Annotated in this window: 14 protein-coding genes; 4 read left to right on the forward strand and 10 right to left on the reverse strand. The window is 43.1% G+C overall.

The genetic code is table 11. From position 1 onward, the window contains the following. The coding region (locus RT269_RS16800) for an exosporium glycoprotein BclB-related protein (RefSeq protein WP_313184268.1) at positions 1-1,137 on the forward strand (1,137 nt) is incomplete at its 5' end. Between the two features lie 333 nt (positions 1,138-1,470). Here the strand turns inward: RT269_RS16800 and RT269_RS16805 are convergent. From RT269_RS16805 to RT269_RS16820, 4 genes are all read right to left on the reverse strand, one after another. Beyond that, positions 1,471-1,962: a DUF6773 family protein gene (locus RT269_RS16805; RefSeq protein WP_313184269.1), complete on the reverse strand. Its 492-nt coding sequence runs from the start codon at positions 1,960-1,962 to the stop codon at positions 1,471-1,473. After that, complete coding sequence (locus RT269_RS16810; RefSeq protein ID WP_025233742.1) at positions 1,959-2,159, reverse strand: helix-turn-helix transcriptional regulator; 201 nt, start codon at positions 2,157-2,159, stop codon at positions 1,959-1,961. Before RT269_RS16810 ends, RT269_RS16805 begins: the two co-directional genes overlap by 4 nt. Positions 2,160-2,545: 386 nt before the next feature. Then, complete coding sequence (locus tag RT269_RS16815; protein ID WP_313184271.1) at positions 2,546-4,633, reverse strand: M56 family metallopeptidase; 2,088 nt, start codon at positions 4,631-4,633, stop codon at positions 2,546-2,548. Beyond that, positions 4,626-5,012 (reverse strand): BlaI/MecI/CopY family transcriptional regulator, encoded by a 387-nt coding sequence (locus tag RT269_RS16820; RefSeq protein ID WP_313184273.1) that lies wholly within the window; start codon positions 5,010-5,012, stop codon positions 4,626-4,628. Before RT269_RS16820 ends, RT269_RS16815 begins: the two co-directional genes overlap by 8 nt. Positions 5,013-5,208: 196 nt before the next feature. Between RT269_RS16820 and RT269_RS16825 the strand changes: the two genes are divergently transcribed. The 3 genes from RT269_RS16825 to RT269_RS16835 all read left to right on the forward strand — a co-directional run bounded on the left by RT269_RS16825 (position 5,209) and on the right by RT269_RS16835 (position 6,645). Continuing rightward, entirely contained in the window at positions 5,209-5,958 is a 750-nt protein-coding gene (locus RT269_RS16825; RefSeq protein WP_313184275.1) for a GNAT family N-acetyltransferase, read from the forward strand. A 105-nt stretch (positions 5,959-6,063) separates the two neighbouring features. Continuing rightward, positions 6,064-6,303, forward strand: coding sequence for a nuclear transport factor 2 family protein (locus RT269_RS16830; protein ID WP_313184277.1), 240 nt, complete (start codon positions 6,064-6,066; stop codon positions 6,301-6,303). A 48-nt stretch (positions 6,304-6,351) separates the two neighbouring features. Beyond that, entirely contained in the window at positions 6,352-6,645 is a 294-nt protein-coding gene (locus RT269_RS16835; protein WP_313184278.1) for a chorismate mutase, read from the forward strand. 201 nt (positions 6,646-6,846) lie between these two features. Here the strand turns inward: RT269_RS16835 and RT269_RS16840 are convergent, their stop codons facing one another. From RT269_RS16840 to RT269_RS16865, 6 genes are all read right to left on the reverse strand, one after another. Continuing rightward, positions 6,847-7,632, reverse strand: coding sequence for a CAP domain-containing protein (locus tag RT269_RS16840; protein ID WP_313184280.1), 786 nt, complete (start codon positions 7,630-7,632; stop codon positions 6,847-6,849). A gap of 139 nt (positions 7,633-7,771) precedes the next feature. Next, positions 7,772-8,203 (reverse strand): RrF2 family transcriptional regulator, encoded by a 432-nt coding sequence (locus tag RT269_RS16845; protein WP_313184282.1) that lies wholly within the window; start codon positions 8,201-8,203, stop codon positions 7,772-7,774. A gap of 24 nt (positions 8,204-8,227) precedes the next feature. Continuing rightward, positions 8,228-9,397 carry a rhodanese-like domain-containing protein gene (locus RT269_RS16850; RefSeq protein WP_313184284.1) on the reverse strand — a complete coding sequence of 390 codons (1,170 nt, stop codon included), beginning with the start codon at positions 9,395-9,397 and terminating at the stop codon, positions 8,228-8,230. Beyond that, entirely contained in the window at positions 9,390-10,172 is a 783-nt protein-coding gene (locus RT269_RS16855) for a tRNA threonylcarbamoyladenosine dehydratase (protein ID WP_313184285.1), read from the reverse strand. Before RT269_RS16855 ends, RT269_RS16850 begins: the two co-directional genes overlap by 8 nt. A gap of 239 nt (positions 10,173-10,411) precedes the next feature. Beyond that, positions 10,412-13,111, reverse strand: coding sequence for a cation-translocating P-type ATPase (locus RT269_RS16860; protein WP_313184286.1), 2,700 nt, complete (start codon positions 13,109-13,111; stop codon positions 10,412-10,414). Between the two features lie 22 nt (positions 13,112-13,133). Then, entirely contained in the window at positions 13,134-13,769 is a 636-nt protein-coding gene (locus RT269_RS16865) for a helix-turn-helix domain-containing protein (RefSeq protein ID WP_313184288.1), read from the reverse strand. Positions 13,770-13,803: the final 34 nt, after the last annotated feature.

A 13,803-nucleotide genomic window follows, 5' to 3' on the forward strand; every position in this document is an offset into this window, starting at 1 on the left:
ATTGGACTTACCGGCGCTACAGGGCCTACTGGGCCTATTGGCGCTACTGGACCCACTGGGCCTACCGGACCTATTGGCGTAACTGGGGCCACTGGACCTACCGGCGCTACTGGACCTACTGGACCTACTGGACCTATTGGACTTACCGGCGCTACCGGCGCTACAGGGCCTACTGGGCCTATTGGCGCTACTGGACCCACTGGGCCTACCGGACCTATTGGCGTAACTGGGGCCACTGGACCTACCGGCGCTACTGGACCTACTGGACCTACTGGACCTATTGGACTTACCGGCGCTACCGGCGCTACAGGGCCTACTGGACCTATTGGCGATACTGGACCCACTGGGCCTATCGGTGCAACAGGCCCTACTGGACCTATTGGTGATACTGGGCCTATCGGGCCTATTGGCGCAACAGGGCCCACTGGGCCGGCTGGTGATACTGGTCCCACTGGTCCTACGGGACCTATTGGACCTATTGGTGTAACAGGACCCACTGGACCTGCCGGTGATACTGGTCCCACTGGTCCTATCGGGCCTACTGGCCCTATTGGTGCAACGGGGCCCACAGGACCTACTGGTGATACCGGTCCCACAGGGCCTACTGGCCCTATTGGCTTGGCAGGTGATGGAGCAATTATTCCATTTGCTTCCGGTACACCTGTTGCCTTGGCCACAGTACTCGGAGGATTGCTTAACACCTCAAGTGCAGTTGGATTCGGAAGTAACCTTCCCGGCATTTCCGCTGCCAGCGGAACAGTCAATCTACTAGGGTTGACGAACTTGGCGTTCTCCATGCCCAGGAATGGGATCATTACCTCCTTGGCCGGCTATTTAAGCATTAGCGCTGCGCTCAACCTGCTTACTTCGACTGTAACAGTAACCGCTCAGTTGTTCCAATCCACTACACCTAACAACATCTTCGTTGCTGTGCCGGGCGCAGTGGTTACGCTGTCGCCTTCCCTCTCGGGATTAGTTTCTATCGGCAGTATCAGCAGCGGTGTCACCACCGGACTGAACATTCCTGTTACCGCAGGAACCAGGTTGCTTTTGATATTCTCCGCAGGGGTCACTGCTGGCCTCGATTTAGCAGCCACCATCGCAGGCTATGCCAGTGCTGGCCTGGGTATATCCTAAGCAGTTTATAAAGCAACCCCTTACAATCATGTGTTTATAAAACGATAACGCTGGCTGCTTTGAATGAATCGCAGTATAGGGGCGGGGCGTCTGTTCGCAGACGTCCCGTTTTCCTTATGCAGTCTTTTAAAGTTATTTAAAGTTTAATGGTACTGAGCATATATTGCGGCCTGATTTGCAGGCTGCTATGATGCAAAGGACCAGCCTGAATTTCGGCCCATAATTTTACAAAGAAAAGAAGCAAGGCATATATCTTGCTTCCAGTTTATGGATTCATATGATATGAATAAGGCAAAATGCCTGGTAATGCTTATTAACGAAAGAAAAGCACAGCTATTCGTCCTGTTCTTTTTCGTCTAACTGCTTTTGAATTTTTGCCTGTTTTTTCTTATTCAGATAATTAAGACAAGACAGTACAATAAAAGTTGAAATGGTTGCGCTGACAAAAGTAACTGCCAGCACGGCGATAAAATAACCAATACCATCTTCCTTATATTTTTCTGCGTACTGTGTATAGTTCAAAATACCATTAATCGCAGTAACTACAATTCCGGCAACGATACTGTTTACAAAAGGAAGGGTTTTGGCCCGTTTACCTTCACCGAATATGTCAAGCCCCACGGTCATAAACCGTATTGTCATGTATAGGGACATACCAAAAAAACATATAACCTCCACAGCATATTGTTCAAACGGAGCGTCCAGTAAAAATTGTTGTACGAGTATGGAACCAAGAAGCACAATCATTAAAATACTATATGCTTCACTATTTATTTTACGGCGTTGTGCTACAACTCTTTCGTCTTGTATACTTTGTTTATTCATTTCGATTCCTCCCAAAATAAGTCATTTAATGTTTTGCCAAGCGCCTTACAAATCGATATACAAAGGTTTAATGTTGGGTTATATTCCCCTGATTCTATCAGCCCGATCGTTTGTCGGGTAACACCTACGGCTTTTGCTAAGTCCTCTTGTTTCATATCAGCTTCCATTCGGGCGATTTTCATTCTCTTGTTCTTCATGGAATGCCCCCTTTCGTAGTCATAGCATACATCATACATTGCATAATGTCAAGTATATATTGCATTTGTTGTTGTAAAAATTTAATTGACATCTGCTATAGCTGAAAAGCAAAGTAGAAAGCAGCTTTTGTAAGCGAACTGCACGAAATCCATCAGAAAAATGAAAATGCTCGGGATAGAATAGAGCAAGGGACTGCATCAAGAGTAAAATGCTGCTGCACCGCTCTTAACACTGTCCCTGCTCTATTCTTATTGGTAAGCAATGTCTGTTAGTCATCATGCCTTACCGCTCACTCTACATTTTTGTATTCTGAAATGCAATAACTTAAATCCTTCTTTTTTCCCCTATTTTCAAATGAACTGCCTCCCTGCTAACTTTTCACTTTTCAATTCCCAACAGAATTTGAGAAGCTAAGAGTAAAGTGATACTGAACTTCGCCGTCCTGATTATTGGCTTTAACTCCTCGAAAATTGAGGCGATAACGCCCATCGGCAGGCACAGTAATATCCACAGTGTCATTGGCTGTATTTAATTCTTTTTGGGCAGTTATTTTGTGGTTGCTTTCATCCTGCAAGCTTACTTCAAAATCACCTCTATCTTCATACTCCTCCCAGCCATAATCATAGGTGATATGAAATACCTGACCTGCTTTCATATTAAAAAGGTAAAAGGGACTCGTATATTCTTCTCCTACTGCTAAAAAACCATTAATTGAGACTTCTTCGTCAACATTTACTTCGTCAACATCTACATTTAAAAAAGATGTCACAGAATTCGTATAATCAGAGGTTATTTCCGCATACCCTCCATTCTTCAAATCAATTTTAACTACCCCTGCTTGTGTGCCGCTGGCATAAACAAGACTGCTGCCATGCTTTCTAAATCCGTCTTCAATATTTCCATACGCAGCTGCATTGGATATTGTAATGTCACAATTTCTATACCCATCTTTAGAAAGCAGCTCAAAATAACAATCTGGAGCGTCGGCATTCAAGGTCCCTGTAAAACCTACCGGGATTGTATAAAATATAGAAGAATCTGCCATATTGGCATTGATAGTTTCAACGCTTTGGAACACGCCATTAAAATAAGCGGTAGCCTCTTTAATCTGCAAATTTACATTTCCATAAATGACATCGGGAACATGCACAACCACCGAGGGATATACTGAATAATCAGCCGTATACACGATGTGGATCTTCCAGTTGCCATTTTCATTTTCAACAGAGACCTGATATAAGGTATTGTCGTAATCAACTGTCATTTCTTTCGCTGATGTAGGAACTAATTTGACAGCGGCCTTGTTATCAATCGTTATATCAGCATTGGGTCTCTCGACAGGTGTAAAATGATCTGCCTTTGCCGTGTCACTATTCGTACCGATTTGATTTTGCGGTACGTTCTGATTCAGTGGATTGCCATTAGTGTTTACAATAGAATCTTTTGTGTGTGCTCCCGCAAAAGCAGCTCCGCATAAAAATGTGACAGCCAGCACAATAGATAAAAAAACAATCACTCTTGATCTTTTCTTGAAATTCAAAATTGCCGTCAGCCTTTCTTTCAATAGCTCTGCATTCTCACTTAATGTTAGTGATACAATAGCGTCGCTGTAGGTGCCATCTGTTTTCAGTGTTGACAATAGCGTATCACCGTACCGAAGCCTCCCATTTTCATCCAAACCGCTGATAATTGCTTCATCACAGGACAACTCACATTCCCTATTGATTTCACGGCTTATAATGTAAATGAGTGGATTAAACCAATGCAGACAAACGGTTATCTGAACTAGCCATTTAAAGATAATATCGAACCTCCTGTAATGAGTTAGTTCATGCCAGAAAACATAACGCAATTCAGCATCGTCTATTACCAGCTCGGGAATAATGATGATTGGCCGGAAGATACCAACGAGCATTGGGGAGGCCACAAGCTGATTCACGTAAATCGGTAACGGCTTTTTTAACCCAGCTTCCGTAGATACTTCTTTGTATACAGCTAAAAACCTTTCATCCTCAATTCTGCGGGTTCCTGCATGAACATATCGGACAAAGCTATAATAGCTGGTTACCTTACGAACAAACAGCAGAGCCGCAACGCCGAGCCAAAGCAGCCAAATACTGCTTTTTATATCGGCCCAATAATCCGGTGAAACAGTTTCAGGGCCAGAACTTTCGACATCCGGCAAAGCAGTTTGCATATCTAAGTTACGATCTATTTGAGCGGGAAGCCGCTCCTGCTCCACAACCGCGGGGGAAGCTGCAGCAGCGTTTTCCAGATAACCGAAAAAACTGCCGACCACGCTGACCTCCGGCGTGAATGGGACTAAAAGCCGCAGTATGACTACGAGCCAAATATAATACTGCCAGCGCTTGCTCAATTTATTTATAATAAGCGGCTTGATTGCAAGCAGCCCAAGGGTAAGTATTGAGCCGGAAACAGACAAGGAAAGAAACAACTTTAATACCTCATTCATTTCCATCCCTCCCTCTTTTCCAAAACTCTTTTACATCTTCCAATTCGTCGGGCGATAAAACGTCAGCACTCAGCATAGTAGAAATCAAGTGCTTTGCATCCCCGCCGTAAACCTTGTGCAGAAACTCCTTTGTACGAGCCTTAATAAACTCCGCTTCCGCAATAGTGGGGATATAGTAGTAAACCTCTTTTTTCTCTTGCAGTAGCACACCTTTTTCTACCAACCGTCGAATGAGAGTGCGGATCGTTGAACTATCCCATCCGTTTTCACCGCCTAATGCAGTGCGGATCTCTGAATAGGTTGAGGGGGCCTTCTTAGTCCAAACTACCTTCAGTATTTCAAGCTCCGCATCCGATATTTTTTCTATATTATCTGCCATTTCGTCACTCCCCTTTCATGCGACAATTGTAACCCGCACTTTCATGCTACACCTGTCACGTGAATTTGTCAAGAAAAATATGCCGTAATGCAGACGGCTTAGCCGTAAAATGAAGCGGTTTTAATTGTTTTGGATAAACGAACGTAGTATACTTGAGTTTAACGGTAATAGATATTAATTTGAAGCGAGGGCGCACATGAATACTGATTTTGTGAACTTAACAACAGAAAACCTTGTCAATGAGCATCTGTGCTGCATTATCCGCAGTAAAAAGCCCCATCAAGGTATTGACGCAAAGAAACAATGGCTTTCAAACCGTCTAAATGAAGGTCATGTTTTTAGAAAGTTAAATGAAAAGGCAACGGTTTTTATTGAATATGCTCCTCTTGAAACAGCTTGGGTTCCCATAACTGGTGACAACTATTTTTATCTGTATTGCTTATGGGTTACTGGTAATCACAAAGGAAAAGGGTATGGGAAATCACTGATGGAGTATTGTTTGGCTGATGCAAAAGAAAAGGGTAAATCCGGTATTTGTATGCTCGGGGCAAAAAAACAAAAATCTTTTCTTTCTGACCAATCATTTGTGAAGAAGTTCGGCTTTGAGGTTGTTGATACGACTGATAATGGCTATGAATTGCTGGCACTTTCTTTTGACGGAACAACGCCAAAGTTCGCGCAAAATGTTAAAAACCAAGAAATCGAGAGCAAAGAGCTAACAATTTATTACGATATGCAATGCCCCTATGTCTGTCAAAACATTGAGATGATAAAACAGTATTGTGAAATGAATGACGTACCTGTATCTTTCATTCAAGTGGATACGCTGCAAAAAGCAAAGGAGCTGCCTTGTGTTTTCAATAACTGGGGGGTGTTTTATAAAGGGAATTTTGAGACAGTGAATTTGTTAGATGCCGCCTACTTAAAAAGAATACTCAAAAAATGAAAATACAATTTCGGCTCTTTCCCGTTGATTATCGGGACTGTATTTGAGGACTGTATTTGAAACATTATGCCGGATTCTATGTAGCATGCGGACGGAGGAACACGGATGATTAGAAAAACCGCTCTTGCTTTTATTAATACAATTAACTCACATAATGCTGATAAAATAACCACCCTTATGACAGATGACCACACATTTATTGATGCTTATGGGAACAGCGCCAATAAAGAAGCGATGCAACAAGGCTGGCCCGGCTGCTTTTCATGGTTCCCTGATTATCTGATTGAAATAATTTGGAAACACCCAATCTCTGGAGCCGAACAAAAAAGGCCGGACATTTTATAGTGAATTGCCTGTGATACATTTAAAAAATTAAACGGAGGGATAAATAACATGGCATGTAAAAGTTTAGAGGAAGTTCGTAATAATATTGACAGAATCGATAAAGAAATTATTATGCTTATTGCAGAGCGTGGCAACTTTGTAAAACATGCTTCCAAATTTAAGAAAGATAGTCAAGATGTCACGGCTCCCCAAAGAGTAGAGGCTGTTATACAAAAAGTAAGACAGCTTTCTGAGGAATATGGGGCGAACCCTGACATGGTGGAAAAGTTATATCGGGATATGATAGCAAATTTTGTCCGTATTGAAATGAATGAGTTTAACAATAACAATCGCTTCGTATAACATAATTTTACGATATACTGAACAACAGATGCTATGCTTCTGAAACTGTGGATATATTAAACTGTGGATATATTAAAAAAGGCTGCTGCCATTTAACAACATCCCAGAAAAGAGTTGTCAAATGACTGCCGCCCATCTTGTTCACTAATGATCCCCCTTATAAATCCTTATATTATCTTGATTTGCAAGGCATTAGTAGTTTTAATATGTAAATAACTGTACCCAGTACTGTGTTCCGGAGTTATTCTGAGTATTACCTACACCGATATGTGTATAGCTCTTATTCATGATGTTTGCACGATGACCTGCACTGTTCATCCAAGCATTTACAACATCCTGAGGAGTTTTCTGTCCCCATGCGATATTCTCGCCTGCGCCACGGTAATTCACACCCTGCTCCTTTAAAGCAGTTGAGAATGAGCTGCCATTTGGCCGTGTATGGTCAAAATTTGACTGTATCTCATTGGCTCTAACGGTTGCTGCCTTCTCAACATTAGGATCAATGGTAAGAGGAGCCAGTCCTTCTTTTGCTCTTTCAGCATTTACAAGATCTACTACCTGCTGGGTATAGGACTTATTGGTTGAATTGCCCGTTGAGTCATCTGGAGTAGTACCGGTATTTCCATTATTGTCGGTATTTCCGGTGTTACCGTCGTTACCGGTATTTCCGCTATTGCCATTATTTCCAGTATTTCCGGTATTGCCAGTATTACCGTTGTTACCAGTATTACCAGTGTTACCATTATTACAATTCTTGCCTGTATTTCCGTTATTGATGAGCTTAGACCAATCGATGTTATTTCCATCAACTCCTAATTGCTGCAATCTAGACTTTAAATCATCTACATTACAGTTCTTGCTCACTGTTACTACATTCCTTCCATTGTTGCATTGACTGTAAGGTCTTGCCACTGCTGCATTCGCTGTCAATGGTATCATACTCGTTAAAGTAAGTGTAATCATTCCAAGTGCCGTTAGTTTTCTCAATTCAATTGCCTCCTTTGAAATTGTTACATTTGTGTTACGTTTGTATTTCATTTATGTTACAAACATATCATAACACTCTTGTTACCATTTTTCCAGTGGAAATAATTGGGAATTATTTGGCAGTCTCTTGTGTTTGATTTTATATAATGTAATCGTTTGAGTAATCGCTGCTGTCAACCAGATCAGCTATGGTTATTCCGTCAAAGTAGTCATTAATCAGCTTACTGAAACCTTCCCACATGGGAAGTGTCCGGCAATGACAGGCCCTGGTGCAGCCATTCACCTCTCCTTCCAGGCAAGAAACCGGAGCAAGAGATCCTTCCGTGAGCCTTAATATACTGCCCACAGTATAATCCTCCGGGTTCCTCGCCAGTTTATAACCGCCGCCCTTTCCCCTCAGGGAAATGAGCAGATTGCTTTTACTCAGAACCGAAACAATGGATTCTAAGTATTTTTCCGATATCTCCTGCCTCTTTGCAATATCCATGAGAGGAATATATTCTCCATGATTGTGCTCAGCCAGATCTATCATGAGTCTTACCGCATAGCGGCCTTTTGTTGAAATCTTCATAAGACACAGCCTCCGGATCCAATATTATGTGTTCAAATCATAACCATCAAGGAAGTGATGTACATTTCCATTTTCCTTGTATGCAATGATGGTATTTAAATTCACATTTTCCACGCTCTTAAATATATTACTTTCAATATACGGGTTTACTTTCTTTAACTGCCTGATCAAATCCTTTATCTCCATTCTTTTTGATCCGGTGCTGCCGTCGGTCCTGCAGGTCGTGCAGGTATCCGTAAACCGGCATGCACATTGAATGAAGTGCAGGTCATTGTAATCTCTCCAACCCTTAATGTCATCCTCCCGTATGAGATACATAGGGCGTATGAGTTCCATTCCTTCAAAATTCGTACTGTGCAGCTTGGGCATCATGGTCTGTATCTGTGCTCCGTACATCATGCCCATCAGAATTGTTTCAATGACATCATCGTAATGATGTCCCAGGGCTATCTTATTACAGCCCAGTTCCTTTGCCTTGCTGTACAAATACCCCCGCCTCATTCTGGCACATAGATAGCACGGGGATTTCTGCACATCATAAACCGCATCAAAAATCTGGGTTTCAAATACGGTGATGGGAATATCCAAAAGCTTTGCATTGTTTTCGATAACCTGCCGGTTGGTTTCGTTGTAGCCTGGGTCCATGACAAGAAAGACAAGCTCAAAAGGAAACTTATTGTGCCGCCTTAATTCCTGAAACAGCTTTGCCATGAGCATGGAATCCTTACCCCCTGAAATACAGACGGCAACCCTGTCGTTTTCCTTTACCAGCTCATACTCATTAACGGCCCTCGCAAATCGACTGAACAGTTCCTTATGAAATTTCTTCCGGATGCTCTTTTCTATTTCTTCCAGGCGTTCTTTTCCCGTATCCTCTTTTTCCATTGCCCGAAGCAGCCATTCTCCATAGCCGCCGCGAAGATTATACGCTTCATATCCCTGTTTTGCAAGATGCTCTGCAGCCTCTTCACTGATGATTCCTTTTAAGCAATATAATATGATCTTCCTGTCCCTTGGAAGGGAAGGCTCTCCGTCTAACAATGCTTCTTTTTCAATATTGATGGCCCCCGGTATAAATCCATGATTGTATGCCGTCTGATCCCTGACGTCTACAAGCACATATTCCTCCGGGCTCATTTTCTTCATTTGTTCCAATGAAAGATCGTGCTCATGAGCCACATTGCCGTCAAACATGTGATTCCCTCCCCATCTTTCCATTTAGAGACAGATCCTTGATCACTTCTCCGGCTATGATAAGCCCTGCCACAGAAGGAACAAAGGCCACGCTTCCGGGAATATCTCTCCGCTCCGTGCATTTATGTTTGGCTCCAGGCGGGCAGATACAGTTTGTCCTGCAGCTGATGGACATATCCTCCAGGGGCCTTGTTGGCTTTTCTGTGGAAAAAACAACCTTAAGCTTCTTTACGCCCCTTTTCTTAAGCTCTCTGCGCATGACCTTTGCAAGGGGACACATGGTGGTTTTATAAATGTCCGCAACCTGAAATTTTGTAGGGTCCAGTTTATTGCCTGCGCCCATACAGCTGATGACCGGAACGCCTGCCTCTTTTGCCCGCATGATCAGTTCAAGCTTTGCAGTTACGGTATCAACCGCATCCACTACATAATCATAATTTTTAAAATCAAAATCATCCGCATTTTCCGGCAAGTAGAAGCACTGGTGCATTTCCACTTGGGCATCTGGATTGATTTCCAATATTCTGTCCTTCATTACTTCAACTTTATATTTGCCTACCGTTTTTCTGGTGGCTATGATCTGCCTGTTTAAATTGGTAAGACAAACCTTATCATCATCAACTAGCACAAAGGAACGGACTCCGCTTCTTACCAAGGCTTCTACCACATATCCGCCTACGCCGCCGATACCAAAAACAGCAACCTTTGCACTCAGCAATTTTTCCATGGCATCTTCACCCAATAACAACTGGGTTCTTGAAAACTGGTTTAACAATTGATTCTACCTCTTTCTTTAATTTACTATCAATTAAGTAGGAATAAAAAAGCACTTCAATTATTATACTTCTAAATGCTTATTTGGGCAATTGATTTTTACTGTTGATGAAAAACAAAATAGCAAACAATTACTGGACCGCTGATTGATAAACGGCTTTTCGTTGTCTGCTATTTATAAAGCTTTCGCTAACTTATAGTCAATCGGATATTCGCAATCCGCGACCCTGCTTGATGAGGTTAAAAATCATCATCTTTTCTTATCCTGTGACGGATCACACGATGTCGATATTCATAATTTTCGCGGATGTTTGTCTGGTCATCAATGAATTTTCCAATCTCAGCTACTATCGTCGGTATTATGGAAAGGGCAGCTGCAAGCAGCCAGTGATAAGAATCTATAGCAGTTAAACCAAAGATTTTTCCAATGGGCGGGAATGCTACGAGAAGGCTGAATACTGCGATCATTGCCATGGTACTGTATAATACCGGAGGATTATCCTTAATCGTTCGTTTGAAGATGGACTTCCTGCTGCGGACTGTGAATAAATGAAGGATGGAGGTCCAGCCTAAAACCAGAAAGGCAACGGTCTGGCCGACTGCCTGAGATGGTCCCTGCATTCCTGGAATTGTCCGGAACGTACCGATGTAATATCCAACCAGAACCACTACCGAGCATGCAATGGTCTGCTGTATAATTACCGGAAGAAGGCCGCCGGCTAAAAATCCTTCGTCTCTGCGGATAGGCTCCCGATCCATAAGACGAGGATCCGAAGTATCCCTGGATAAGCAAATTCCCGGAATACCGTCACCCAGCACATTGACTAATAACAGCATGATCGGTGTTACAGGGATCCCCCAGCCCTTTAACTGGGCAACCAGCATAATGACAATTTCCGAAATATTGCACACCAACAGAAAGTAAACGGTTTTTCTGATATTCGAGAAAACATTCCTTCCTTCTGATACCGCATCTATAATCGTGGCAAAGTTGTCATCTGTTAAAATCATGTCAGAAGCACTTTTTGCTACTTCAGTCCCGCTTTGACCCATGGAGATTCCAACGTCTGCTGCCTTAAGTGCCGGCGTATCATTGACACCGTCCCCGGTCATGGAAACAACTTCCCCATTTTCCTGCCATGCTTCAACAATGCGGATCTTATCCTCAGGGGAAACCCGGGCATAAACAGAGTAATGATGAATATTCCTGCATAGGTCTTCATCTGACATGTCATTTAGCTGCTGTCCGGTGAGAACCTTTTCATTTTCACCAAGAATTCCAATGTTTTTTGCGATCGCGCTTGCCGTTGCCGCATGATCCCCGGTGATCATGATGGTACGGATACCGGCCAGCTTTGCCTTTTCCACTGCCCGGGCTGCTTCCGGACGAGCCGGATCAATTAAACCAATAAGCCCGCATAATTCCAGATCCTGCTCAATTTCCTCCGGATTTTCCATAGAAGGAGCTTCATTTACATACCGCCTCCCAAGGGCCAGAACACGAAGTGCCTCTCCTGCAAAAATCTTATGAACATAGTCAACTTCTTTTTTCGTCTCCTCATCAAATGCCATTAGAGGCAATCGGTCAAGAGCACCTTTGGTAAGAATTAAATATCCTCCCGAGGATGCCTCCAAAACAATGGTCATCATCTTACGTTCGGAAGAAAAAGGGATTTCTCCTACTAAGCGATATTGCTCAGAAATACGTTCTTTGGATAAGCCTTTTTCATGCAGAAGGCGCATGATGGCTTTCTCCGTCGGATTTCCCATAATGGTTAAAGTACCATCCTCTTCTTCCTGGACAGAAGCGTTGCTTGCCAGTGCAAACAGCGTCAGAAGATCTGTCTGATCCTTCACAAATTCATCTCCGGCACCAAACGGCTCATTTCCAGGAATCCAAAGTTTTTCAATGCTCATCCGGTTCTGCGTCAGTGTTCCGGTCTTATCTGAGCAGATAACCGAGGTGTTACCAAGAGTCTCTACTGCGGACAGCTTACGGATCAGTGCATTTTTATTAACCATATTTTTAACGCCCTGGGAAAGGGATAAGGTTACAATTAAATTTAAGGTTTCCGGTACTGCTGCTACAGCCAGCGTGGCCGCAAGCATAACCATGGACCAAACGGATTCTCCCTGTAAAATACCGATGGTAAAGAGTAATACAGCTGCTGCAATGGCAACGACGCTGATGGACTTTGCAATTCGCTCCAAACGCCGCTGCAGCGGTGTTTTTAATTTCTGTGAATTGTTTAAATATCCTGCAATCTTCCCCATCTCCGTTTGCATCCCGGTAGCAGTAACCATGGCTAACCCATGTCCTGATGTCACATGACAGCTGGAGAATACCATATTAAGCTGGTCGCCAATGGAAACACTGCCCTGCAGCAGAATATCTGCATCTTTTTCCGAAGGCTCGCTTTCTCCTGTGAGCGCCGATTCATCCACCTGTAAATTGGTGCTGGTGATCAGGCGTGCGTCAGCAGGAACAATGCTTCCCAGTTGAAGCTTAATGATATCACCTGGAACCAATTCACTTGTATCCATCTCTTTTTGTACGCCATCCCGTATAACCATACAGTTAGGAGAGTTTAAGCTGGACAATGCCTCCAGGGCCTTTTCAGCGCCTCGCTCCTGTGTAATTGCAAGTACTAGATTTAAGATAACAATAGAAACGATTACAACTGGTTCTATAAAGCCATGACCATCCTTCAATGCCATCCCTAAAGACAGCAAGGCAGCCAGAAGCAGGATTATCGTTGAAATGTCTTTAAGATGATGCAGGATTTCTTTGATCAAACTAGTTTTTTCCTGCTTTGCAAACTCATTTTTTCCATACTTGCTTTGTCGGTTTGCTACCTCCTGATCCGATATTCCAGTATTTTCGTTCGTGTTAAAATGTTCAAGTGTCTCTGCTATGCTAGCTACATACCAATTTTCCACTTAATCATCCTCCTTTCATTTATCATTCTTCATTCACTGGTTCTTTAAGTTTCTCTTCCATCAGCCTTTCCAGTCTCCGCTCCATGGTTTCCGCGCAGCAGTTCACTTCCTGGGTAATCTGCTTGATCGACTGGAATGCAGCATCATAAACGGCTCTTGGCTTATCATGAACTATCTGTCTGATGCTCTCTTCCGTAACCGGCAGTTCCTTAAGTTTCTTAACCGGGACCGCAATGTCGCCCATTAAATTATCATAGCTGTATAAAAGCCTGCGAACCTGTACACAGAGTAGATTTACTACATGTACAATCTCATCGGTCATATCCAGCTCCACGGACTTTTCCAGGGTCTCAATAAGAGAAGAGATCATCTCCTGTATCTCCGGCTGGGGAAGCTTTTCCATAATACGGAACAGCTTTTCCGCTCTTTTAAGAGAAATGATTTCATCCTGCTTGTAGCGGTACTCGGTCGCTCCCATTAAATATCCGACCGTCACTCCGAAATAGTCCGCTATAAGCCCGGCAAAATCAATATCCGGCGCCCGCTTCTCATTCTCGTAATTGTTGACCGTCATCCGGCTCACTCCAAGCTCTCCAGCCAGTTTTTCTTGGCTCAAATTCCTTTCTTCCCGAAGAGTTCTAATACGCTTTCCTATCATTGTTACCACACCTTTCTTAAAAAGTATAAAAAAA

It is taken from the genome of Lacrimispora sp. (assembly GCF_032078915.1).
Classification (GTDB): domain Bacteria; phylum Bacillota; class Clostridia; order Lachnospirales; family Lachnospiraceae; genus Lacrimispora.

Coding starts and splice junctions, on each gene's coding strand:
- RT269_RS16850 (WP_313184284.1), bottom strand. CDS start 9,397: ATGTTTGACGGCAATGTGGCTCATGAGCACGATCTTTCATTGGAACAA.
- RT269_RS16830 (WP_313184277.1), top strand. CDS start 6,064: ATGATTAGAAAAACCGCTCTTGCTTTTATTAATACAATTAACTCACAT.
- RT269_RS16845 (WP_313184282.1), bottom strand. CDS start 8,203: ATGAAGATTTCAACAAAAGGCCGCTATGCGGTAAGACTCATGATAGAT.
- RT269_RS16810 (WP_025233742.1), bottom strand. CDS start 2,159: ATGAAGAACAAGAGAATGAAAATCGCCCGAATGGAAGCTGATATGAAA.
- RT269_RS16835 (WP_313184278.1), top strand. CDS start 6,352: ATGGCATGTAAAAGTTTAGAGGAAGTTCGTAATAATATTGACAGAATC.
- RT269_RS16825 (WP_313184275.1), top strand. CDS start 5,209: ATGAATACTGATTTTGTGAACTTAACAACAGAAAACCTTGTCAATGAG.
- RT269_RS16820 (WP_313184273.1), bottom strand. CDS start 5,012: ATGGCAGATAATATAGAAAAAATATCGGATGCGGAGCTTGAAATACTG.
- RT269_RS16865 (WP_313184288.1), bottom strand. CDS start 13,769: ATGATAGGAAAGCGTATTAGAACTCTTCGGGAAGAAAGGAATTTGAGC.
- RT269_RS16805 (WP_313184269.1), bottom strand. CDS start 1,962: ATGAATAAACAAAGTATACAAGACGAAAGAGTTGTAGCACAACGCCGT.
- RT269_RS16815 (WP_313184271.1), bottom strand. CDS start 4,633: ATGAATGAGGTATTAAAGTTGTTTCTTTCCTTGTCTGTTTCCGGCTCA.